Below are 23,453 nucleotides of genomic sequence, written 5' to 3' on the forward strand. Positions count from 1 at the left end.
GTTGAATTTTTTTAACTCTTTAGATCTTACCAAACTCAAAAAAGAAATTGATAGAAAAAAGCAAGACTACCCCCAAGAGTGGCTAGGCAGAAGCCTAGCCTACACGCCATACCAACCACGCCCCATTAAAACAATCCTAACAAAAACCAAAGATTTCAATCCTAAAAATATCTATCAAATCCCTCTAACCAATGATTTTTTACAAATTGCTAAAACCAACGAAACTCTAGCTTCTTGTTTTTCGGTTTATTCTTTAGAGAATCTAACCTTTATCCGACGCTATGTCCAAATACCCCTTATCTTTAATTATCCCATAGTTGATTCTTATCAGATTCTAGAATCACTAGTTTTTGGCGCTGATTGTATTATTTTAAATCCTGCCATTTTATCTCAAAAAGAACTTAAAGAACTTAATGATTTCACCATCAAACTTGGATTGCAAAGTATTTTTAAAATAACCACTAAAGAAGATTTGCGTAAGGCTATTTTTGCTGGTGTGGAGATTCTAAACATACAAGATTCTATTGATTTAATCCCCCTTATACCAAATAACAAAATCATTCTTGCCAATCAAGCATTCCAAAAAACAAAAGGGGTTGATTCTTGCTTTGTTTTTCTTTAAAAACATAAAAAAATAAAAAATTAAGCATTATTTTAGAATCTTTTGGTTAAAAACTTTGATTTAATTTTCCTTAAGGAGCGTCCATGTCTTTAATGATTAATGAAGAATGCATTGCTTGTGATGCCTGTCGTGAAGAGTGTCCAAATGAAGCGATTGATGAGGGAGATCCTTATTACATTATTGATCCTGAGCTTTGCACTGAATGCTATGGTTTTTATGATGAACCTGCTTGTTTATCGGTTTGTCCTGTAGATGCGATTGTCTCTGATCCTGACAATATCGAATCACTTGAAGAATTAAAATTCAAACATTCTCAAATCCGCAAAGAAGATTAATGGCAAAAATTACTGCAATCATTGATATTGGTTCCAACTCTGCAAGAATGGCTATTTTTGAAAAAACAAGCCATTTAGGATTCCACTTGCTTTATGAAACTAAAAGCAAGGTTAGAATCTCCGAATCCACCTATGAACACAATGGCTTTTTACAAGAAATTCCAATGCAGCGGGCTATCGATGCTTTGCGAGATTTTCTATGGATTGCCAAACTCCATAAAGCACGAAAAATTATTTGTGTTGCCACTTCTGCCCTAAGAGATGCACCAAACCGAGATATTTTCTTGCAACAAGCTAGAAAAATTGGTCTTAATATTAAAGTTATCAATGGGGAAAAAGAAGCTTATTTTGGGGCAATTGCTGCCTTAAATTTATTACCTTACAAAGAGGGTATCACCATTGATATTGGCGGTGGAAGCACTGAGTGCGCATTAATACAAAATCGCAAAATTATTGATAAAATCTCCCTTAATCTTGGGACAATCCGCTTAAAAGAACTCTTTTTTGACAAAGGCGATTATAAAGGTGCAAGAAACTTTGTCTTAGAGAGTTTAAAAAGTGTTCCTAATCATTTTAAAAATGCTAGAATCTTTGGAATTGGTGGAACTGCAAGGGCACTAAGCAAAGCCATTCAAAAACAAATCAATTATCCGCTAGACACACTCCATGGCTTTGAATATTACTTCAAAGATTATCATCATTTTTTCAAAACAATCTACACAAGCTCACAAGAGGATTTATTGCGCTTAAATATCAAAGAAGACCGCTTAGATTCTATTCAAGGAGGGGCTTTAATTTTTCATTTAGCTTTAGAGCTTTTTGAGGCTAAAACTATCGTAACAAGCGGAGTTGGAGTGCGAGAAGGTGTATTTTTAAATGATCTTTTACGCAATCATAATCAACACTTTCCTGATAACTTCAACCCAAGTGTGAGAAATCTCAAAGATCGATTTATTAAAAATCATCAGCAATCTAGTATCACCAAAAAATTAGCTCTAAAGCTTTTTAGAGCACAAGAATCCTTAAAACTCTTTAGTCCAAATCTTAAAAATCACCTTAGTGTTGCCGCAGAGCTCTGTAATATTGGCATTGCACTTAATTTTTATGAAAAAAATCATCATAGTAATTATATTTTATTAAATGCGCTAAATTATGCGCTAAGCCACGAAGATAGGCTAATTATCGCTACACTTGTGCGCTTTAATGGCAAAAAAATCCCTGAAGATTTAGCTTTCAAAAATCTCTTGCCACCCCTAGATACCTTACGAGTTTTGAGCTTTTTTGTCGGACTTTCAGAGATTCTTAGCTACAACAAACAGCCCGAGCTTTTTTCTTTTAATTTCTTAGAAAACGGGAGTCATACTCTCCAAATCACTCACCCTAGTGTTTCTTATCTCACAAAAGAAAAACTCAAAAAACTAACACTCCCAAAAACAATACAAATAGAACTATGCTAAAACCTCTTAAAATAGCCTTTGTGCGACTCACTGCAATGGGAGATATTATTCATAGTGCCAGTGTTTTACCTCTTTTGCACCAAACACTCTCTCAACACTATCAGCCTATATTTCATTGGTATGTTGATTTAGAATTTCAAGAAATCTTGCAAGATTCGCCTTATCTTAACAAAATCATTGCACTCCCACTTAAAAAAAGTCTAAAAAATAAAAACCTTAAGGCTCTCTATGCTATCTATCAAACCCTAAAGCTTGAATCTTATGACATCGTAATTGACTTTCAAGGATTACTTAAATCAGCTATCATCGGTAAGCTTTTAGATTCCAAGCAATACATTGGCTTTAGCTTTAAAAGCACTAAAGAATCTCTAGCTTCTTTATTTTATAAAAAAACCATACAAATCCCCTACCAAAAACATATTCTCTTACGCAATGCCACACTTGCTTTTAGTGCTTTTAATCTCCCTATTCCTGATATTCAAACACTTCTAAATCCAAAGTCTTTTTTAGGATATAATCCAAATTTAACCCCAAAGCTCAATCAAGATTCTGCTAAGATTCTCCTGGTGCTTGAAACCTCAAAACCCAACAAAACCTATCCGCAACATCTTTTTTTAGAGCTTACAAAGCTTTTTAATATTGCCAATCTCTCGCCCATTCTCCTAAGCCACAAAAGCACCATAGCTGATTCTGCGCTTAGTTTTCAAGCCCTTAACAATCTTAGCTTAGATTCCATAAAAGCTCTTGTAGCGCAAATGGATTTAGTTATCGGTGGAGATACTGGAATCACTCATTTAGCTTGGGCTCTAAAGCGTCCCTCTATCACACTCTTTGGTGCCACGCCTCCAAGCCGATTTAATCTCCAAACCAAGCAAAATCACTATCTTATGGCAAATCCTAATGCTAATTATGCTAAGCAAGATTTTAGCATTCAAAAGATTTCACCAAAAGAAATTTTTAACCTAGCAATCACTCTCCTAAAGGGAAAAATATGAAAAGATTCCTGTTGTTTTCTTTTTTAAAATGTCTTGGTTATCTTTTCTTATATATGCCTCATTTTTTACGCTTAGGCTTTGCCAAAACAATCGCTCTAATCCTTTTTTTGCTTGATAGAAGGCGTAAATTTGATCTTCTTACAAACCTTGATTTTGCCTATAATCATTCTCTCCCACCCTCACAAAAAAAGGAAATCTTAAAAACCAATTATCTTAATTTAGTCTATAATAGCATTAGCTTTTTTATGCTATCTGTTAGCAATAAAACCCAAATTTTAAATACAATTAGAATTGATAAACCTGAAATCATTCATAAGCTTCTTGAAACTAACACCAAGATTGTTTTTGTAACTGCTCATTTTGGGAATTGGGAATACACTACTCCAGCCTTTTCTTGTTATTTTAATCACAAAATCACTGCTGTAGCGCGTATGACTCCCTATCCACTTATCAATGAATATCTCATCAAAGTTCGCTCTAAATTTAATATCACTATCCTAGATAAAAAAGGAGCTGCAATCCCTCTTGCTAGGGCGCTTAAGAAAGATAATGTAGTGGGAATCGTAACCGATCAAAACACCACTTCTAAAGAGGGTGAGTTAGTGGATTTCTTTGGCAAAAAAGTGCGCCATACACCCATTGCTTCACTGCTTGCAAGAAAATTTGATGCAAAAATCATTCATTTTATTGCTTATTATTCCAAAGATTACAAAAAGATTCTTATTAAGATTCTACCCCCCATTGAATTCCAAAAAACAGATGATGCACAAAGCGATATTCATAACCTCACTCAAATTCAAAGCGATATTTTAGAGCAAATTATCAGAGAAAATCCAAAAGAATGGTTGTGGTTTCATAAAAAATTCAAGAATCAATATCCAGAAATATACAAGGCTAAAAAGTGAAAATTTTAATTATCAAAATCGCCTATATCGGAGATGTTTTACTCACTACCCCACTTTTTTATAATCTCAAGCAACATTATGGAGAATCTTGCACTTTAGACATACTTGTTAATGAAGGAACTCAAGGTATTCTTTCTATGCAATACCTAAATACAATACATACTCTAAAAAGAAGTCGAAATAAACTCCAAAGAATCAAGGATGATTTAAAACTTCTAAAAGCCATAAAAAAAGCAAAATATGATAGGGTGATTTCGCTAACTGCCGGTGATAGAAGTGCCTTTTTAGCATTTTGGAGTGGCGCAAAAATACGCGTTGGATTCCCACCCAAAGCCTTTTGGGCAAAAAATATCTACACACTAAAACTCACACAAAAATACCAACACGCCTTAGAAAACAATCTTGAAGCTTTAAAAATCCTAAACATTCCTATTTTATCAAAAAAAGTTCTCCCCCCCACTCCACAAAAAACAGAAAAACTTCAAAATCTACCACAAACTTTCATTCATCTGCATCTTTTTAGTCGCTGTTTTTACAAATGTCTTAGCGATTCTTTTTGTGCTAAAATGATTGATTTTATCACATATAATTATCAAACTCATTGTATCTTGACTGCTGCTAATGACTCTAAAGAATCCAAAAAATTACACAATATCCTAAAACTCTGCCAAAGCAAACCACTCTTCTTTGATGGGACATTAAACTTAGCTGAAGTTACTTTTTTAAACTCTAAGGCTTTGGCTTTTATCGGAGTTGATACAGGCATTATGCATCTCTCTGCTGCAAACGATACCCCTACTTTTGCCTTTTTTGGTCCAAGTTATGTTAAGGTTTGGGGACCATGGGATAATGCCTTAGAATCTAACTTTTATCCCAATTCTAATGGAATTCAACAAATGGGCAAACACCTTGTTTATCAAGAAACCTTGCAATGCGTTCCTTGTGGCAAAGAAGGCTGTGATGATTCTCAAAAAAGCGATTGTTTATTAATCAAACTTAATGAGGCAAAGGCACTGCAAAGTTTAAAGGATTTTTTAAATCCTTTATTTCAAAAAAAATTAAACAATAAATGAATATTTTTATTCGCTTTTATTATTATTTTTGCCATAATTAGTAAATTTTTAACACAAAAAGGATTTGTATGCTGATTAAAGGGGCGATGATTTGTGATGCAAATGGTGAATACAAAGGTGACATTCGCATAAAAGATGACAAAATTATAGAAATAAATCGCAGTATCATAGCTCACGATTCTGAGGAAATTTTAGAGGCAAATGGCTTAGTGGCTATGCCAAGCGCTATTGATTTAAATGTGCAACTTCAAAGCTTTAATAAAGAAAATCTCATTAATCTTTCACATAAAGCTGCATTAGGGGGAATTAGCCTTTTAGCTCTTACACCTAATTTTCCAGATTCCTTTAGCGCAGAGCTTGGAATAGAACTTCTTAATACCTTGCAAGATTCTTTTGAAGCGCAAATTTTGGGGCTTATTCAAAATGGCTTTGAAAACATTTCTGCTCTCCACAAAAAAGGTGCAAAGGGAATCTATGCAAAATCTAGCCAAAATGGAAATGCTTTGCGCATTGCTTGTGATTTTGCCTTAATGTTTGATATTCCAATATTCTTTGAATGCGAAGATGTTTCACTAAGTGCCAATGGTGTTATGAATGAAGGAAAACTTAGTAGCAAACTTGGACTCTTAGGGATTAACGAACTTAGTGAAACTAAGGAAGTAGCTATGATTAGCGAACTAGTACGCTTTATGGGAACTAAATCTATTTTTAACTCCATTGCTTCAATTAGAAGTCTTGAAATACTAAAAAATATCAAAAAACTGCATTCTAGTCTTTTTATCCAAACTTCTATCCATCATTTAATCTTAACAGAAAATCACTGCAATAATTACAACACTCTTGCAAAAATCAAACCCCCTTTAAAATCTGAAGAAACTCGCTCAAAATTAGTTAATTATCTAAAAACGATGGATATTGATTTGCTTACCTCCTTGCAATTCTCTCAACCCCTAGCCCAAAAAGATTTGCCTTTTGATGAGGCTGCCTTTGGGATTGATATGATTGAATATTTTATACCAATGTGCTACACGCTAATGGTTAAAACAATGCATATGAGTTTAAAAGATCTTAGCAAAATTCTTTCACTCAATCCTGCTAAAATCATGGGATTAGATAATTATGGACTTCTTAAGGAAGGTTATTATGCGGATTTGGTTCTTTTTAATCCAAAAGAATCGCAAGTGATTAACAACATAGAATCACCTTATTATGATTGGGTTTTCTCTGGAAAAGTAAAGGAACATTTTATCAAAGGAAAAAGAGTTATTAAGGAAAATTAATGCAAGAGAAAATAGAAGCAAAAATTATTTTATTAACCGATAAATTCATAGAATGGTCTATTGATTTTATCCCTTATTTAATTAGTGCTATTGTAATCATGGTTTGTGGCTATTACATTGCGCGTATTCTCTCAAAATACACAGAAAAAGCCATCATCAAAACTACCAAAGATGAGACTCTAGGACTTTTTTTAAAAAATGTTGTCTTTGCAGGAATCTTGCTACTTACTTTCATTACCGCTCTAACCAATCTTGGTGTAAAAACAACTTCCATTATCGCTGTTTTAGGAACTGCTGGTTTAGCAATCGCTCTTTCTTTAAAAGATTCTCTTTCTAATCTTGCTAGTGGAATCATTTTAGTTACCTTAAGAAGATTTAATCGTGGCGATACTATCAATGTGAATTCTATCATAGGAAAAGTTGATTCAATTAATCTCTTTGAGACCAAACTCACAACCCCCGATAATCAAGTAATTATTATGCCAAATTCTTTACTTGTTTCCTCGCCTATTATTAATGTCAATATCAATTCTACAAGGCGTATGGATTTGATTTTTGGGATTGATTATGGGAGCAATTTAGCCAAAGCCAAGCAAATTTTAGAGGAAATTTTTACCCAAGATGAACTAGTTTTAGGAGATCCAATGCCCGTTGTTGGTGTGCATGCCTTAAATGCTAGTAGCGTAGATTTACTCGTGCGTTTTTGGGTTAAAACCGAAAACTACTTTGAAGCCAATATTACACTTCCCCAAAAAGTTAAAGCCATTTTTGAACAACAAGGCATTGAAATTCCTTACAACAAACTTGATATTAATATTAATCCCACACAAACACCTTTGCTTGAAGGCAAAAAATAATGTATTTAATAGGGGCTGATTCTTTATTGCTTTGCAATGAAGACTTTACAACATTAAAAAAAGGCGGAATCTATTTCAATGAAAAAGAAATTTTAGAAATTGATTTATATGAAAAACTACAAAACAAACCCGCAAAATATCAAAAATACTATCATAATTGCGTTATTACCCCGACTCTCTCTAACCTTCATTTGCATTTAGAGTTTAGTCAAAATAAGGGAATTTTGGAGTTTGGGAATTTTGGAGTTTGGCTTGATAGCGTGATAGAAAACCGCGATTCTTTAATGGATGATTCACTTCAAACACAAATGGAGCAAGAAATCCAAAATTTGCTTAAAAGTGGTGTGGGCTTTGTAGGAGCAATTTCAAGCTATGGTTATGATTTAATAGCACTTGCTAATAGTCCTTTGCGCACAATTTATTTTAATGAAGTCATTGGCTCTAAGCCTGAAATTTTAGACGCACTTTATCAAAATCTCCTTGCAAGGCTAGAAGAATCTAAAAAATTTGCTTCTCAAAAGTTTTTTCCTGCTCTTGCCATTCATTCACCTTATTCTGTGCATCCTGCCTTGCTTAAACAAACCCTTAGCTTAGCAAAAACACAGAATCTGCCACTAAGCATTCATTTTTTGGAATCCAAAGAAGAGAGAGAATGGCTAGAATCTAAAACTGGATATTTTCAAAACTTTTTTAAAAAATTTTTCAATGCTCAAATGCAACCCTTTTACACTCCTAGTGAATTTTTAGAATCTTTTAAAACACTAAAGCCTTATTTTGTGCATTGCTTAGAAGCCACCTATCAAGAATTAGAAGTCATTGCTAAAATGCAAGGACATATCATTTCTTGTGTGAAATCAAATCGTCTTTTAAACAACAAAGTATTAGATTTAAATCTTTGTAAAAAACTTGGAATTAATCCTATTTTTGCTACCGACGGTAAAAGCTCCAATGATTCACTCTCACTCCTTGATGAGCTCCGCACTGCTTTATATATTTATGCTAATGAAGATTTAGAATCATTAGCTAAAACTCTACTTTTAGGAGTTACTTATTATGCTCACAAAAACAATCCTTTAAAGATAAAAACAGGCTCACTCCAAAAGGGCTTTTTACCTGATTTTGCTATTTTTAAACTAAATACTAAACGCCAAAGCGCACTTGATCTTTTACTTTATGTAAAAGAAGCTAAAGCCCTTTATATTGGCGGAAAACAAATCATTTAAGGAGAGATATGGAAAAATTAACCATTTTTAGAGAATATGATATTCGCGGAATTTATAATCAAGACTTAACTCAAGATAATGTTGTTAAAATTGGCTTTCTTTTGGGGAAAGAGCTTAAAAAAAGAGGAGGAAAAACTCTAGGGGTGGGCTATGATGCAAGGGTGCATTCTCCCATTATTTTTAATTGGCTATGCAGCGGGATTGGTGCAAGTGGAATCACAACCTATAACCTAGGTCAGATTCCAACGCCAGTTGGCTATTTTGCACTTTATACTGATTTTGATGGATTAAGTCTTGATGGTAGCATTATGATTACAGGTTCGCATAACCCCCCACAATATAATGGCTTTAAAATCACTCTCTTAAAACAGCCTTTTTTTGGAGAAGATATTTACAAACTCGAACAAGACTTCTACTCCCTGCAAACCCCAAAAGTCAAAACAGAAACACCCCAAAAGCTCAATATACTTGAAAAATACATTGATTTTCTCTCTCAAGAGTTTCAACACCTAAAAGGCTTAAATATCCCCATTAACCTAGATTGCGGAAATGGAATTGCAGCTGTTGGGATTGCTGAGATTCTAAAAAGACTAGAACTCAACTTTGAAGGTTTATATCTTAATCCTGATGGAACTTTTCCAAACCATCACCCAGATCCAAGTGAAGAGAAAAATTTAGAGGACCTTAAAAAATTAGTAGCAAAAAAGGGTGGAATTGGTTTTGCCTTTGATGGAGATGGCGATAGATTGGCACTCATCAAGGGTGATAAAGTTTATAAGGGCGATGAATTAGCAATTATTTTTGCACAAAAAATCCCAAATCCTATCATCATTGGAGAAGTTAAATGCTCTTTAAATATGTTTGAATCTATCAATAAAATCGGACAAGCAATTATGTATAAAACAGGGCATAGTAACCTTAAAATCAAACTTAAAGAAACAAATGCTCACCTTGCCTTTGAAGTAAGCGGACATATTTTCTTTAATGATCGATACTTTGGCTTTGATGATGCAACCTATGCAGCTTTGCGTGTCTTAGAGCTTATTAAAGAAGATGGGTTAGAGTTTGATAAAATTCTTCAAACACTCCCAAAACTCTATTCCACCGATGAAATAAAAATCCCAACCACCGAAGAAAGAAAATTTCAAATCATTCAAGAGCTCAAAGAAACACTCAAAAATCCTCCCAAGGATTTTCCAGAAATTATAGAAATTATTGATATTGATGGATTAAGAGTGATTTTTAAAGATGGTTGGGGGTTAATTAGAGCAAGTAATACAACACCCGTGCTAGTAACGCGCTTTGAAGCCAAAACCAATCTTGCAAAAGAAACTTACCAAAATGCCCTTTTGGGATTACTTAAAAAGGATTAATAATGGATACAATCACCTTGCAATCTCCCTTTGATATGCATTTGCATTTGCGAGATGGAGAAATGTTGCAAAATGTCATAGAATACACAGCTTGTTGCTTTAGCTCCGCACTTGTCATGCCAAATCTCAATCCGCCTATTTTAGAAGTTAAATCTGCTTTGGCATACAAACAAAGAATTTTACAAGCTTCACAATCAAAAGATTTTGAACCTTTAATGTCTCTATATCTTAATGAAAACCTTAGCAAAGAAGAATTACAAATTGCCAAGGATAACGGAATCTTTATTCTCAAGCTCTACCCAAAGGGATCAACCACTGGAAGCGAAAATGGCGTAAGTGAGATTCTAAGCCCAAAAATTCTAGAAATCTTAGAAATAGCACAAGAAATGGGAATGATTCTAAGTATCCACGGAGAAAGCAATGGATTTGTGCTAGAGCGAGAGGTGGAGTTTCATTCTATTTTTGAATACCTTGCAACCAATTTCCCAAAACTCAAAATTATTTTTGAGCACCTTAGCGATAGGCGCTCAATTGCCCTTGTAGAAAAATACGAAAATCTTTTTGCTACGCTTACTTTGCACCATATTTTACTTAACTTAGATGATGTAATTGGGGGTATGCTAAATCCACATTATTTTTGCAAACCTATTTTAAAAACTAAAAAAGATCAAGAATCGCTACTTCAAGTTGCACTTAATGCGCATAAAAAATTCTCTTTTGGAAGCGATTCAGCCCCCCACCTTAGAATCAATAAAGAAAGCAAAAAAGGGGCTGCAGGAATTTTTAGCGCTCCTATCTTGCTTCCTGCTCTTGCACAGACTTTTGATACACACAATGCACTAGAAAACTTAGAATCTTTTGTTAGTCTTAATGCTAGTAAAATCTACAATCTAGTGCGCACTAACAAAAAAATCACCCTTGTTAAAAAACCTATGCAAGTTACCGAAGAGATAAATGGCATTGTGCCTATGTTTGCAGGAAATACTTTAGAATGGAGTTTAGCTTAAATGGCAAAAATTGCAATCTATCCTGGCACTTTTGATCCAATTACCAATGGGCATTTAGATGTTATTCAAAGGGCTTGTAAGCTCTTTGATGGCTTAACCATCGCGGTTGCAAAAAGCGATAGTAAAAAGCCCCTTTTTACACAAAAAGAGCGCATAGAAATGGTTTTGTTTGCCATTAGTGAGCTAGAAGAAACTGCATGTGCACTTGATGTTAAGGGTTTTAACAATCTTGTTGCGGATTTTGCCAAAGAACAAGAATCAAATATCCTTATTAGAGGACTTAGAGCTGTTAGCGATTTTGAATACGAGTTGCAAATGGGCTATGCCAATGCCTCCCTTAATAAGAAATTAGAAACAATTTATCTCATGCCCTCCTTGCAAAACGCTTTTATTAGCTCAAGTGTTGTGCGTTCTATCCTGCTTCACAATGGAGATATTTCTCATCTCGTGCCAAAAAGTGTTAATAACTTTATAAGGAATCACCATGTATGTTGCCATTGAAGGAATTGATACAAGTGGAAAAAGCACTCAGATTCAAGCACTTAAGTTTTTTTTAAAAAAAGCTATTTTTACTTTTGAGCCTGGCGCGACCAATCTTGGAGCAAAGCTAAGGGAAATTTTATTACAAGATTCGATACAATTAGATAGTAGAGCTGAAATGCTACTTTTTCTTGCTGATAGAGCGCAACACGCAAATGAGATTTTAAAATCTCACGCCAATAATCTTATTATTTCTGATAGGAGTTTAATTTCTGGAATGGCATATGCAAGAGACTTTAACTTTGATACACTTAAAGCCTTTAATCTCTTTGCCACTCAAGGAATCTTGCCTAATAAAGTTATTATTCTGGAATTACAAAAGGATGATTTGCAAAAACGCTTAAATTCCAAAGGAAATGATAAAATCGAGCAAAGGGGCTTAGAATACCTTCTATCTTTGCAAGAGAGGATAAAATCCATCACTCAAAAACTATCTTTAGAACACCACATTATCGATGCTAATTTACCTAAAGATTCCATTACAACAGAAATAATTGATTTCATAGGCAAAGAAAATTGCGTTGTTTAATTTGTGGAAATTTTACCTTTAAAACCCTCTGCAATCCTTGTTTTCAAACAATCACAATTCAACCTAGAGTAAGAGACTTAGGAAATTTTAAAGTTTATAGCTTTTATGATTACCAAGAAATCCAATTTCTCTTGCATGCTAAATACCAAATTATCGGAAGCAAAATTTATCACTTATTATCCAAAAAGGCTTGTTTATTTTTAAAACAAACACTAAAATCTCCACTAAAAGCTTATGGAATAGGAATTGATGATAAAATTAGCAAACAAGGCTATGCACACAATGCCATCTTTCTTAAACATTTCAAAAAACTAGGTATTATCCCGCTGTATCACACGCTATTAGCTCAAAATTCTGTTTCTTATGCAGGAAAAGATTTGAAATTTCGCCAAAATAATCCACGCAATTTTTATTTAATGCGCAACATTACACACAAAAAAATTATTTTATTTGATGATCTCATCACCACAGGATTAACACTCAAAGAAGCCCAAAAGCTTCTAGCAGAGAAAGGTGCAGAAGTGCTTATGGCTTTTGTTTTAAGCGATGCAAAATATTAGTCTTTTAAATAATATTCAATTGTAGAAACTACACGCACTTTTTTAATATGAGATGTATTTCTATCGCGGTTTAATACACTAAATTGCCCTTGCGAAGCCTTTTTGATTTTACCTAATGTGCTTTGAGAATCTTGTGCAAACTTCTGTGCCACTTCTCTTGCATTAAAAGTTGCTTCTTCAACCATTTCTGGTTTCACTTCATTAAGCTTGGTATAAAGATATTCGATTTCATAATCTTCCACTCTAACCACTGTGCCCTCTTTGCCAAGTTCTGTAAGTTTTTCTAAAGCTTTTCTACCTAAATCAATCTTATTAGTATAAACCAAAACCCTACCCTCACCTGAATAGCGATAAACTATGCTTTGTGATTCACCATAAGCACTCCCTACTTTATCGGTGATTCTTGGTGCTTCTATTCTAATTTCCTGTGCTTGAATGCCTATTTTTTGTAAAAACTCTATGATTCTTTTAGAATCATTTTCTAATTCTTGATACAAAACATTCAAATCACTACTTGCACGCGTAAAATTGATAGGAAAAATCATCACATCCGCTAAAACCTCTCTTTCGCTCAAACCCTTAACAACAACACTCCTCTCTTTTGATTTAATATCTACAATAGCCTTACTAACCCCAAAGCTAACAATAGCGCTACAAATAACAAAAAATATTCCCAAAATAATTGCACTTGTTTTACTCATAGATAATCCTTAAATTTTTCTAATCTAACTGAAGTGGTGTCCACGATGCGATTCGAACGCATGGCCTCACGATTAGGAATCGTGTGCTCTATCCAGCTGAGCTACGAGGACTTAAAAATAAAAAACCCCAAAAAAAGGGGAGAAGCAAAGCAGAAGTTATTTTTTTGCAGCTGCAACAGCGTCTTTGAAACCTTTTCCAGCTTTAAATTTTGGAACAAATTTATCTTTTGTTTTATATTTCTTAGTTGTTCCAGGAACGGTTCCCTCTTTACCTTTTTGAAGCACAGTTTCAAATTTACCAAAACCTACAAGCTCAACACTTCCATCTTTTTTTGAGAGTGCTTTTTCAATTGCAGCAGTAAAAGCACTGATTGCTTTTTCAGCATCTTTTTTTGTTTCATACTCACCAACTTCTTTTACCAAGTCAACAAATTCAGATTTGTTCATTTAGAACCTCCATATTTTTATTTTAAACGCCATTATTGTAGCATAAATTATTAGCTTTGCAAGGCTTTTAGCAGAAAAATGAACTTTTTTGCGCGTATTTTACAGCTATTTTTAATCATTCTTATCCAATAAAGCAAACTTCTTATATTAAAATCATTATAAAATGGAGTTTATTAAGCTTTTTTTGAATAGAATCTAGCACAAAAAATTAACAATAATTTAAATAGGAGAGATTATGTCAATTAAAGTAGCAGTGAATGGGACAGGGAGAATTGGATTGTGTGTTTGCAAGATTCTTGGACAACGCGATGATTTGGAGCTAGTAGCCATTAACACCACTATGTCCATTGATACTTTAATCCACCTTTTAAAATACGATTCTGTCCATCAAAGTAGCGAAATTACTAAGATTAGCGAAAATCAAATTTGTATTGGCAAACAAAAAAATATCCAAATCATTAGCACAAGAAATATTCAAGAAACACATTTTGGTCAATACGGCGCTGAAATTGTTATAGAATGCACAGGGGCTTTTAATGATGTTTCTAAAGCTTCACTACATCTCTATGATGGTATTAAGCGCGTTGTTATTTCAGCACCAGCTACTGATACTCCAACTTTTGTTTATGGGGTTAATCATCTAAGTTATGCTAATGAGCCTGTTATTTCTAATGCTAGTTGCACCACAAATGCCCTAGCACCACTCACCAAAGTCTTACACGAAAATTTCAAGATTCTAAGTGGTTTAATGACAACTATCCATAGCTACACCAACGATCAAAACTTACTTGATTCAAAGCACAAAGATTTGCGTCGTGCAAGAGCCGCTGCGCTTAATATGATTCCAACCTCCACTGGGGCTGCAAAGGCTATTGGACTTGTCATGCCAGAGCTTAAAGGCAAACTCAATGGCTTTGCAGTTCGCGTCCCAACCCCTGATGTAAGCTTGGTTGATTTAACTTGTGTGATAGAAAAATCTGCCACTAAAGAAATCATTAATGAAACTTTCAAAAAAGCCTCTCAAGAATCAATGAAAGATTTGATTTTTGTTGATGAAGAAAAACTTGTTTCGGGTGATTTTATCGGATCTCCTTATAGCGCGATTTTTATTCCTGATTGCACCACTATTGTCAATGAAAATCAAGTAAAAATTGTTGCTTGGTATGACAATGAATGGGGTTATTCCACGCGCTTAGTAGATATGGTGCATTTTGTTGGGCAATCTCTATGATTCATTTAGAAAATACCTACCAAAGCTCCCCAAACTATGATTCTAGCTTTTTATCTAAAGAATCCTTGCAATCTTGCTTTGAAAAGATTCAAGCAGAAAAAGAGAATGGGGTAAGCGGATATTACCACTTGCCCTTCCAAGAAAATTCAGATATTTTTACCTATCTTAGAGAATATCACTGCTTTTTGGATAATCTTAAAAATCTCGTGATTATAGGTATTGGCGGTAGTTCTCTTGGCACAAAAGCCATTGACGCTCTACTTTCACACCAACACAATCGCAGAAGGCTTAAATTACGCTTTTTAGAGCACACTGATCCTATTGTAATTAACAAAGAGCTTCAACGCATCAAATGGGAAGAAACATTATTTATTGTAATTTCAAAGTCTGGATTAACTATTGAAACCACTTCCCTTTTTAAATATGTTTTAAAACATTTCAATCTCTTAGATTCTAAGAGAAAAAATCACCTCTTAACAATCAGTGATGAAGATTCTCCACTTTTTCATTGGAGCAAGGAACAAAAAATACAAAACTTCACCATAAAGCCAAATATTGGTGGTCGTTTCTCTGTATTAAGCACCACAGGATTGCTCCCACTTGGTATCTTAGGCTACAATCTCCAAAGCCTTCTTAAAGGTGCACAAAATATGAGTCAATATTTCTTTAAAAACCCCACTAATGAGATTCTAAAAAAAGCAGCATTTCTAGCTCATTGCGAAACAAACTACCCCATTAATGTGCTTTTTTCTTACAGCAGTGTTTTTAGACATTTTAATGCTTGGTATGTGCAGCTTTGGGGAGAATCTTTAGGAAAGCTAGATTACACAGGGCAAAAAAGGGGTTTAACTCCCATTGCCCTTATTGGCAGCATTGATCAACATTCCTTTTTGCAGCTTATTATGCAAGGTCCGCAAAACAAAAGTGTTACTTTTTTGAGTGTTGAAAAATTTTCTCAAAAGCCACTTTATATCCCTAATATTAAACTAAAGGGTTTAGAATCAACAGATTTTGTCAATGGCACCTCCTTTAATAAACTCTTGCAATTACAATGCATTTCCACCAAAGAAAGCATTATTGCAGAAAATGTCCCCACTGATTCTATTACTCTAGATATTTTATGTGAAGAAAGCGTGGGTGAGCTTATTTTTTATTATGAATTACTTACTTCTTGCGTGGGAGCATTGCTACAAATTGATACATATAATCAACCAGGTGTTGAATTTGGAAAAAAAATATTGAGAGAAAAATTTACACATATTTAAATTTTTCTTCACTTTTTTTCTTTTATTTATACTCTTTTTCACAAAAAAAATTTAAAATATCCATAAATAGACAAAAAGGAGTATAAATGGGCTTTATTGAAACAATTAAAGAAAAGGCAAAGGCAAATCAAAAAACTATTGTCCTACCTGAAACTAACGACATACGCACTCTTGAAGCTGCTCATAAAGTTTTGAAAGAAAAAATTGCAAATCTCATTTTGTTGGGAGATGAAGCTACTCTCAAGGCAGAAGCAGCAAAAGCCAATTTGAATTTAGATGCGGCAACTTTTATCAATCCCGTTTCCTGTGATGAACTAGAAAACTATGTGGAGCTATTTGTTAAGCTTCGAGGACATAAAGGTTTGAGTGAAAAATCTGCTAGAGCGTTGCTTTTAGAAAATCCACTTTATTTTGGAGTGGCTTTGGTCAAATCCCAAAAAGCAGATGGAATGGTAGCAGGAGCTATTAACTCTACTGCTGATGTGTTGCGTGCAAGTTTGCAGATTTTGGGGACAAAAAAAGATTCCAAGCTTGTCTCTGCTTTCTTTTTAATGGTAGTTCCCAATTGTGATTATGGTGAAAAAGGAATTTTTATTTTTGCTGATAGTGGTTTAGTGCAAAATCCAAATGCTCAAGAACTCGCCTCAATTGCTATTGATTCAGCCAAAAGCTTTCAATCTCTTGTGGGTAAAGAACCCATTGTAGCAATGCTTTCTCACTCAACCAAAGGAAGTGCTAAACATCTCGATGTTGATAAAGTCATAGAAGCCACTAAACTCGCCCAAAGTCTTGCTCCACAAATTGCCATTGATGGAGAATTTCAGCTTGATGCAGCCATTGTGCCAAGTGTTGGTAAATCAAAGGCTCCTGAAAGCAAAATCGCAGGATATGCTAATGTTTTAGTTTTCCCTGACTTGGATTCAGGAAATATTGGTTATAAACTCACACAAAGACTAGCCAAAGCTGAAGCTTATGGACCAATCACACAAGGGATTGCTGCGCCTGTGAATGATCTCTCAAGAGGTTGCAGCAGTGATGACATTGTTGGAGTTGTTGCTATCACAGCACTCCAAGCACAACAAAATTAGGAGGAAAATATGGATATTTTAGTTATTAATTGTGGAAGCTCTTCTCTTAAATATCAACTTATCAATACTGATACAGAAGCTGTTTTGGCAGCTGGAATCTGCGATAGAATCGGTATTAGTGGAGGGCAATTTACTTATAAGCCACAAGGCGGTGAAAAATCTATTCAAAATACTGAAATGAAAGACCATGAAGTCGCAATAAAGCTCGTGTTAGAAGCACTTACCAATCCTAAAACAGGCATTATTAGCTCTTTAGATGAAATCAAAGCAGTAGGGCATAGAATCGTGCATGGCGGAGAACACTTCACACATTCAGCTATTATTACTGATGAAGTGATTTCACACATTAAAGAATGCGCCGATCTTGCACCTTTGCACAATCCCGCACATTTATTGGGAATCCGCGCTTGTCAAGCTTTAATGCCAAGCACTCCAATGGTTGCAGTCTTTGACACAGCATTTCACCAAACTATGCCACCAAAGGCTTTTATCTATGGACTTCCTTATGAATACTATGAAAAATACAAAGTTCGTCGCTATGGATTCCACGGCACTAGTCATAGCTATGTCTCTAAACGCACTGCAGAATTTTTAAAAATCCCACTTGAAAATTCCAAAATTATCACCTGTCATTTAGGTAATGGATCTAGTATTTGTGCTATAGAAAATGGAAAAAGCATTGATACAAGTATGGGATTAACTCCGCTTGAAGGCTTAGTTATGGGAACAAGAAGTGGAGATCTTGATCCTGCAGTTATTGATTATATCGCCCAAAAAGAAAATTTAAGCACAAAAGAAATTATGAATATTTTAAATAAAAAATCTGGTGTTCTTGGAATCTCTGGGCTTTCAAGCGATTTTAGAGATTTGTTGGCAGCTGATGAAAATGGAGATTTAAAAGCCCGTTTTGCTAGAGAAGTCTTTGCTTATAGAGTGGCAAAATACATTGGATCTTATACTGCTGCGCTAACTGGAGTTGATGCTATTGCCTTTTGTGCTGGAGTGGGAGAAAATGCAAAATTTATTCGCGGTAAAATCGTTTCCCACTTACAATTCTTAGGAATCACCTTAGATGAAGAAGCAAATCTTGCAACCGTTGGTGTTGAGGGAATCATCTCTACCCCTGATTCTAAAGTCAAAGTATGTGTAATCCCTACCAATGAAGAACTAATGATAGCACGCGATACCAAAGCGCTCGTGTCCAAAATGAAATAATCTCATTCCACCTCTTTTGGTGGAATTTGCTCTCAATCCTGCTTATCTAAATATTTTTTATCAAACAAACTATTAAGATGCACATTTCCTAACGCTACTTTTAAAGAAGTGAAAAAATCTGGATTAGCTTCTTCCATTTCTTTTAGCATTTGCTTTGTTTTTTCTCTTGCATAAGGGCGTTTATCATCACTTTGCCACATAATAGGACAATTGCAATCTGGAGCAATATAAATATTGTTTTTGGCAATAAAGTCAATAATCTGCCTTTCTCTTACAAAAATTAATGGACGAATCACATACAAACCATTTTGTGCCTTATAAATAGGTGGCATAGAGCGCAAAGCACCATTATAAGTCAGATTCATCATAAAACTCTCTACTGCATCATCTAAATGGTGGGCTAAAGCAATTTTATTAAATCCTCCCTCCAAAGCCTTAGAATACAAAGCCCCTCTTCGCATACGCGAACAAAAGCTACAATACACACTACCCTCTCGGCGATTTTCTTCTAAAATTTTATAAATATCTGTGCGATAAAGCTCATAGGGAATCCCTAATTTTTCGCAATATTCAAAAATATATTCATATTCCCCCCCTCTGCCATAATCCACCGTGAGTGCCTTAAACTCAAAATCAAAGGGAGCATATTTTTTTAATCTTGCTAATAGGGTTGCTAAAAGTATCGAATCTTTTCCGCCACTCAAACCCAATAAAACTCTATCACCCTCTTTTATTAAGCCAAATTCAGCATTTGTGCTACCTGTAATCTTAAGAATTTTTTTACTAATTTCAATCTTATTTTCCATTTCTACTCTTAATTTTCTTTAATTTTTTCTTGAAGATTTGTAGCGATAAATTCTTTAATTTCTTGCTCTAAAATTAAGTTTTTATCATATTTGATGACTGCTACTTTTTCATTTTGATTAATAAACCATTCCAAAACTCCCTTAAGTTCTACTAAAATCTCCAAATCTTCATTTTTAACACTTTCCCTCAAAGGTAAATAGAAATTTTTCTGGGAAGTTGGACTAGCCAAAAACACCAAAAGTAAAATCCACAAAAACGAAACTAAAACCACAAAAACACTAATAGCAAACATACCAAAATACTCATACAATAGCCCGCCAATAAGCGCACCAATAAAAGAACCAAAATATCCAAAAGAAGTAAAAATTCCTAAGGCACTACCTTTTTGATGCGCTTTACAATAGCGACTAGCAAGACTCTGCATAACGGGCTCATGCACTGAAAACCCAATAAAAAATATTAAAACCCCAACAACAAACAGCCAAATATTTTGACTAAGCATTAAAAGATATGCCAACATAAAAAGCAAGATTCCAAGCACCAAAACATTTTTAAACTTGCCCTTTTTTTCTGCAAAAATAGCTGCTGGAATCATCGCAAAAAACCCCAAAAGACTAGCTGGAATATAAACTTGATATAAATCTTCTTTAGGCATTTCAAAGCCTTTAGTTAGTGCAATGGGAATAATTAAAAACGCTAAAGTCATAAAACTTTTTTGTAAAAAGTTGGTGATATTCATAATTTGTAGATTCTTATTTTTTAAAATTGTCATATAATTATCTGAACTTGAGATAAAACTATAATGAATCTTGGGGGCTTCTGGCACAAATAAAATCAAGATTCCTAAGCTCAAAACTCCCAAAACAGCCGTAATCCAAAACAAACTTGATACACCAAAATAAGCCCCCAAAATAGGACCTAAAATCAAAGCGGCTGTAAAACTAAGAGAAATAGTAGCGCCCATTAATGCCATAGCTTTAGTGCGTTTTTCTTCACGCACCAAATCTGCAATCATCGCACTTACTACTCCTCCAATCGCTCCTGCTCCTTGCAAGAATCTCCCTACAATAAGCATATAAATATTATCACTCATCGCACAAACAATAGAACCTAAAACAAAAATCAGTAATCCAAGAGCAATAATACTTTTGCGCCCAAATTTATCACTCAAAAAACCAAAAGGTATTTGAAATAAGACTTGAGTAAGCGCATAGCCACCTATAGCAATGCCCACCAAAGTAGGATTCATTCCCTCTAAAGAGAGGGCATATAAGGATAAAAGTGGCATAACAACAAATAAACCAAAAAATCGTCCTGCCAAAATAATACTTAAAGGTATTGTTTGTTTTATTAAAGAATGCTCTTTCATAGATTCTCCATTTTTTTGCTAAAATTACAAAAACAGAAAGCTAATTCTACCTAAAATACCATAAATAAGGCAATACAATGCGACTAATTTTAGCCACCTCTAATCAAGATAAAATCAAAGAAATTCAGGCAATTTATCAAAACTTAAAAGACAACCTAGAGATTCTTGCTTGGGATGCACTTATCTCTCCCTTTGAGATAGAAGAAAATGGGCAAACTTTCCAAGAAAACGCGCTTATTAAATCCAAAAGTGTTTTTAACGCCCTCAAAGAAAAGAATCTCTTAACACAAAACGATATTATTCTCTCTGATGATAGCGGAATCTGTGTGGATGCACTTGGTGGTAAGCCAGGAATCTATAGTGCTCGATATAGCGGAGGAGATTCTCAAGCCAATTTAGAAAAACTTTTAACAGAAGTTGCCAAACTTCCCAATCAAACTTCAAGTGCTTATTATTGTGCAAGTATTGGAATTAGCCATTTTTACGGAGACTTTAGCACTCATGGATTTATGTATGGCGATGTGATTGCGCATAAACGAGGCAAAAATGGGTTTGGCTATGATCCTATGTTTATCCCCAAAGGCTTTAATCAAACCTTAGCAGAACTTAGCGATGAAGAAAAAAATTCAATTTCGCACCGCACCATCGCTCTAAAAAGAGCGGAATTTATTCTAAAATCCTTACTTTTCGGCTAAAATTTGCATTTTCCCTTTTTTTAGCTCGATATAAAGCTCCTTGTCTCCATTTGAAGAATAATTAAGCTTTCCATTTAAATAAGCTTTGTAGTCTTGATGATAGCTGATTTTAAAGAGATTCTTACCCTCTTCGTTAGGATAAGGCGAGATATTAATTTTACTAAATTGTATATTTTTCTCCTCTCTCTTATTAAAAATTTGTCGCTTCACTGCAGCAAATGCATTGTATTGTTGCCCATCATAGCGAATAAAATCTTCACCATAAAAAGAAAGATACTCATCAATGGCATTATTTTTCCAAGCTTCTTTCCACTGAAATAAATCTGATAAAATAATCTCTAAGTCCTCTTTTTTGGCTTCTTTAATTTCATTAGCAAAAGTAATTAACAAAGAATCGCGATGATTAACAATTTGATCCACTTCTTTTAAAAGATTATTCTCAATAGCAATACAACCGCGTGTATTAAGCTCTTCTCTGTTTCCATTAAGTGGCATTCCATGAATCCAAATTCCATAACCTGTGCGTTTTTGCAATCTATCATAAAGGTTAGGATAAGAAGTTGTCAAAGCCAAAGGTCCATAATATTGATTTAAACCAACTAATCTTTGCTCTAGCGTATAAACCCCAATAGGCGTTGCCAAATCTCCCTCTTTTTGTTTATTTCCGCCTTTAGATCCAACCAAACTATTTGCATTTAGTCTCTCCGCCCACTTGCCATTTTCCAAAACATAAAGTTTTAGTTTTGGAGATTCTAGCTTTGGCGCATCTTTTGAAGCAATAAAAAGATATTTTAAATTCTCATAATAACCAAAGCGCGTATCTTGGTTTTTAAGCATTTCTTTCCAATAATCTCGTGTTTGTAAAATCTCATCAATCTTTTTTTCTAGTGCTTCCACTCCTTTTTCTCTATAAAGCCCAATCCACTCATACTCATTAGCATAACTCAAAACCGCTATTAACAATAACCATATAACTTTCATTTTCTCTCCATTTAATCTTCAAAATCATAGCCGACTTTCTTTAAGCTTTCTTTTTGCTTACTCCAGCCTGACACAACTTTAACCAAAAGCTCTAAATACACTTTTTTCTCAATAAACTTCTCTATTTTCTCTCTTGCGCTTTTTCCAATTCTTTTTAAAGTTTTACCCTCTTTGCCAATTACCATTGCTTTTTGGCTTTCTTTGTGAGTAACGATAGTTGCTTTGATATAATCCAAATCCTTTTTTTCTTTATAAAGATTGACTACAACATCACTTTCATAGGGTAGCTCATCACTAAGATTTTCAAAACACGATTCTCTAATCATCTCTTTTACAATCTCTTTGGTGCTATTTGGACTTAAAATTTCTGGATTATAGTAATAAGGATTTGGTGGCATCATTTCTGCTAATTTTTTCACAACATTTTTTAAAGAGCCCAAATCCTTATAAGAAATAGGTATCAATGCTTTATAGAAATCTTGATATTTTTGATATTCTTGTATTTTGCAAAACAACTCTTCTTTACTTATACTATCACTCTTAGTTAAAAGTAGCAGATGGGGTTTATTTTTTGCACTTTGCAAAAACTCTTCATAAAAACCAATCTTATCGCTAACTGGTGCTAAAAAAAGCAAAAAATCGCAATCTTGCATCGCCTGCATTGCTTCTTTTAACATATACTGATTGAGTAATTTTTCCTGTTTATGAATCCCAGGAGTATCCACAAAGACAATTTGCACCCCTTCGTGCATTAAAACCAAATTCATTCGCTTTCTTGTTGCATTTGCCTTATGTGAAACAAGCGCTAATCTCTCACCCAAAAGCGTATTTAAAAAAGTGCTTTTCCCTGCATTTGGTCGTCCCAATACCGCTACAAATCCTGCTCTACTTTCCAAGA

At 34.3% G+C, this 23,453-nt stretch carries 25 protein-coding genes and 1 tRNA gene; 19 read left to right on the plus strand and 7 right to left on the minus strand.

Features of this window, described 5'->3' with window-relative positions; all coding sequences use genetic code 11:
* The first annotated feature begins 1 nt into the window (after window position 1).
* From CCY98_RS01735 to CCY98_RS01800, 14 genes are all read left to right on the plus strand, one after another.
* Window positions 2-622 (plus strand): hypothetical protein, encoded by a 621-nt coding sequence (locus tag CCY98_RS01735; protein ID WP_181566521.1) that lies wholly within the window; start codon window positions 2-4, stop codon window positions 620-622.
* A gap of 83 nt (window positions 623-705) precedes the next feature.
* Window positions 706-957, plus strand: coding sequence for a YfhL family 4Fe-4S dicluster ferredoxin (locus CCY98_RS01740; protein WP_112056877.1), 252 nt, complete (start codon window positions 706-708; stop codon window positions 955-957).
* Window positions 957-2,414 carry a Ppx/GppA phosphatase family protein gene (locus tag CCY98_RS01745; protein WP_112056878.1) on the plus strand — a complete coding sequence of 486 codons (1,458 nt, stop codon included), beginning with the start codon at window positions 957-959 and terminating at the stop codon, window positions 2,412-2,414. Before CCY98_RS01740 ends, CCY98_RS01745 begins: the two co-directional genes overlap by 1 nt.
* Window positions 2,408-3,409, plus strand: coding sequence for a lipopolysaccharide heptosyltransferase I (waaC, locus tag CCY98_RS01750; protein ID WP_112056879.1), 1,002 nt, complete (start codon window positions 2,408-2,410; stop codon window positions 3,407-3,409). The genes CCY98_RS01745 and waaC overlap by 7 nt, the downstream gene beginning before the upstream one ends.
* A complete protein-coding gene (locus CCY98_RS01755; RefSeq protein WP_112056880.1) occupies window positions 3,406-4,314 on the plus strand; it encodes a lipid A biosynthesis lauroyl acyltransferase in 909 nt (302 codons plus the stop codon). The genes waaC and CCY98_RS01755 overlap by 4 nt, the downstream gene beginning before the upstream one ends.
* Window positions 4,311-5,387, plus strand: a complete 1,077-nt coding sequence (locus CCY98_RS01760; RefSeq protein WP_112056881.1) for a glycosyltransferase family 9 protein — start codon at window positions 4,311-4,313, stop codon at window positions 5,385-5,387. Before CCY98_RS01755 ends, CCY98_RS01760 begins: the two co-directional genes overlap by 4 nt.
* Before the next feature lie 68 nt (window positions 5,388-5,455).
* Window positions 5,456-6,667, plus strand: a complete 1,212-nt coding sequence (locus CCY98_RS01765) for an amidohydrolase family protein (protein WP_112056882.1) — start codon at window positions 5,456-5,458, stop codon at window positions 6,665-6,667.
* Complete coding sequence (locus CCY98_RS01770) at window positions 6,667-7,524, plus strand: mechanosensitive ion channel domain-containing protein (RefSeq protein ID WP_112056883.1); 858 nt, start codon at window positions 6,667-6,669, stop codon at window positions 7,522-7,524. The genes CCY98_RS01765 and CCY98_RS01770 overlap by 1 nt, the downstream gene beginning before the upstream one ends.
* Window positions 7,524-8,747, plus strand: coding sequence for an aminofutalosine deaminase family hydrolase (locus tag CCY98_RS01775; RefSeq protein ID WP_112056884.1), 1,224 nt, complete (start codon window positions 7,524-7,526; stop codon window positions 8,745-8,747). Before CCY98_RS01770 ends, CCY98_RS01775 begins: the two co-directional genes overlap by 1 nt.
* 8 nt (window positions 8,748-8,755) lie before the next feature.
* A complete protein-coding gene (locus CCY98_RS01780) occupies window positions 8,756-10,120 on the plus strand; it encodes a phosphomannomutase/phosphoglucomutase (RefSeq protein ID WP_112056885.1) in 1,365 nt (454 codons plus the stop codon).
* 2 nt (window positions 10,121-10,122) lie between these two features.
* Window positions 10,123-11,127, plus strand: a complete 1,005-nt coding sequence (pyrC, locus tag CCY98_RS01785) for a dihydroorotase (protein ID WP_112056886.1) — start codon at window positions 10,123-10,125, stop codon at window positions 11,125-11,127.
* Complete coding sequence (gene coaD / locus CCY98_RS01790) at window positions 11,128-11,628, plus strand: pantetheine-phosphate adenylyltransferase (RefSeq protein ID WP_112056887.1); 501 nt, start codon at window positions 11,128-11,130, stop codon at window positions 11,626-11,628.
* Window positions 11,612-12,196 carry a dTMP kinase gene (tmk, locus tag CCY98_RS01795; protein ID WP_112056888.1) on the plus strand — a complete coding sequence of 195 codons (585 nt, stop codon included), beginning with the start codon at window positions 11,612-11,614 and terminating at the stop codon, window positions 12,194-12,196. The genes coaD and tmk overlap by 17 nt, the downstream gene beginning before the upstream one ends.
* The gene (locus CCY98_RS01800) at window positions 12,184-12,756 is read left to right on the plus strand and encodes a ComF family protein (RefSeq protein ID WP_112056889.1); all 573 of its coding nucleotides are present in this window, start codon (window positions 12,184-12,186) and stop codon (window positions 12,754-12,756) included. The genes tmk and CCY98_RS01800 overlap by 13 nt, the downstream gene beginning before the upstream one ends.
* Here the strand turns inward: CCY98_RS01800 and CCY98_RS01805 are convergent.
* From CCY98_RS01805 to CCY98_RS01815, 3 genes are all read right to left on the minus strand, one after another.
* The gene (locus CCY98_RS01805) at window positions 12,753-13,457 is read right to left on the minus strand and encodes an SIMPL domain-containing protein (protein ID WP_112056890.1); all 705 of its coding nucleotides are present in this window, start codon (window positions 13,455-13,457) and stop codon (window positions 12,753-12,755) included. The genes CCY98_RS01800 and CCY98_RS01805 overlap by 4 nt on opposite strands.
* A 34-nt stretch (window positions 13,458-13,491) precedes the next feature.
* Window positions 13,492-13,568 (minus strand) — tRNA-Arg (locus tag CCY98_RS01810).
* Window positions 13,569-13,613: 45 nt separating this feature from the next.
* Complete coding sequence (locus CCY98_RS01815; protein WP_112056891.1) at window positions 13,614-13,904, minus strand: HU family DNA-binding protein; 291 nt, start codon at window positions 13,902-13,904, stop codon at window positions 13,614-13,616.
* Between the two features lie 235 nt (window positions 13,905-14,139).
* Between CCY98_RS01815 and gap the strand changes: the two genes are divergently transcribed.
* From gap to CCY98_RS01835, 4 genes are all read left to right on the plus strand, one after another.
* Entirely contained in the window at window positions 14,140-15,135 is a 996-nt protein-coding gene (gap, locus tag CCY98_RS01820; RefSeq protein ID WP_112056892.1) for a type I glyceraldehyde-3-phosphate dehydrogenase, read from the plus strand.
* Window positions 15,132-16,400, plus strand: a complete 1,269-nt coding sequence (locus CCY98_RS01825; RefSeq protein WP_112056893.1) for a glucose-6-phosphate isomerase — start codon at window positions 15,132-15,134, stop codon at window positions 16,398-16,400. The genes gap and CCY98_RS01825 overlap by 4 nt, the downstream gene beginning before the upstream one ends.
* A gap of 86 nt (window positions 16,401-16,486) precedes the next feature.
* Window positions 16,487-17,488, plus strand: coding sequence for a phosphate acetyltransferase (gene pta, locus CCY98_RS01830; protein ID WP_112056894.1), 1,002 nt, complete (start codon window positions 16,487-16,489; stop codon window positions 17,486-17,488).
* A 9-nt stretch (window positions 17,489-17,497) separates the two neighbouring features.
* Window positions 17,498-18,703 carry an acetate kinase gene (locus CCY98_RS01835; protein WP_112056895.1) on the plus strand — a complete coding sequence of 402 codons (1,206 nt, stop codon included), beginning with the start codon at window positions 17,498-17,500 and terminating at the stop codon, window positions 18,701-18,703.
* A gap of 32 nt (window positions 18,704-18,735) precedes the next feature.
* Here CCY98_RS01835 and CCY98_RS01840 read toward each other — a convergent pair whose 3' ends face one another.
* Both CCY98_RS01840 and CCY98_RS01845 read right to left on the minus strand, forming a co-directional pair.
* Window positions 18,736-19,509 (minus strand): ATP-binding protein, encoded by a 774-nt coding sequence (locus CCY98_RS01840; RefSeq protein ID WP_112056896.1) that lies wholly within the window; start codon window positions 19,507-19,509, stop codon window positions 18,736-18,738.
* An 8-nt stretch (window positions 19,510-19,517) separates the two neighbouring features.
* On the minus strand, window positions 19,518-20,879 hold the full coding sequence (locus tag CCY98_RS01845; RefSeq protein WP_112056897.1) for an MFS transporter: 1,362 nt from the start codon (window positions 20,877-20,879) through the stop codon (window positions 19,518-19,520).
* A 77-nt stretch (window positions 20,880-20,956) separates the two neighbouring features.
* Here CCY98_RS01845 and rdgB point away from each other — a divergent pair, with 77 nt between their 5' ends.
* Entirely contained in the window at window positions 20,957-21,574 is a 618-nt protein-coding gene (gene rdgB, locus CCY98_RS01850; RefSeq protein WP_112056898.1) for an RdgB/HAM1 family non-canonical purine NTP pyrophosphatase, read from the plus strand.
* On the opposite strand, the gene CCY98_RS01855 is transcribed toward rdgB, so the two are convergent.
* Together CCY98_RS01855 and era are read right to left on the minus strand one after the other, a co-directional pair.
* Window positions 21,560-22,555 carry a L,D-transpeptidase family protein gene (locus CCY98_RS01855; protein ID WP_112056899.1) on the minus strand — a complete coding sequence of 332 codons (996 nt, stop codon included), beginning with the start codon at window positions 22,553-22,555 and terminating at the stop codon, window positions 21,560-21,562. The genes rdgB and CCY98_RS01855 overlap by 15 nt on opposite strands.
* 11 nt (window positions 22,556-22,566) lie before the next feature.
* Window positions 22,567-23,451 (minus strand): GTPase Era, encoded by an 885-nt coding sequence (gene era / locus CCY98_RS01860; protein WP_112056900.1) that lies wholly within the window; start codon window positions 23,449-23,451, stop codon window positions 22,567-22,569.
* Window positions 23,452-23,453 lie beyond the last annotated feature (2 nt).

This window comes from Helicobacter sp. 11-8110 (assembly GCF_003288905.1).
Classification (GTDB): Bacteria; Campylobacterota; Campylobacteria; order Campylobacterales; family Helicobacteraceae; genus Helicobacter_D; species Helicobacter_D colisuis.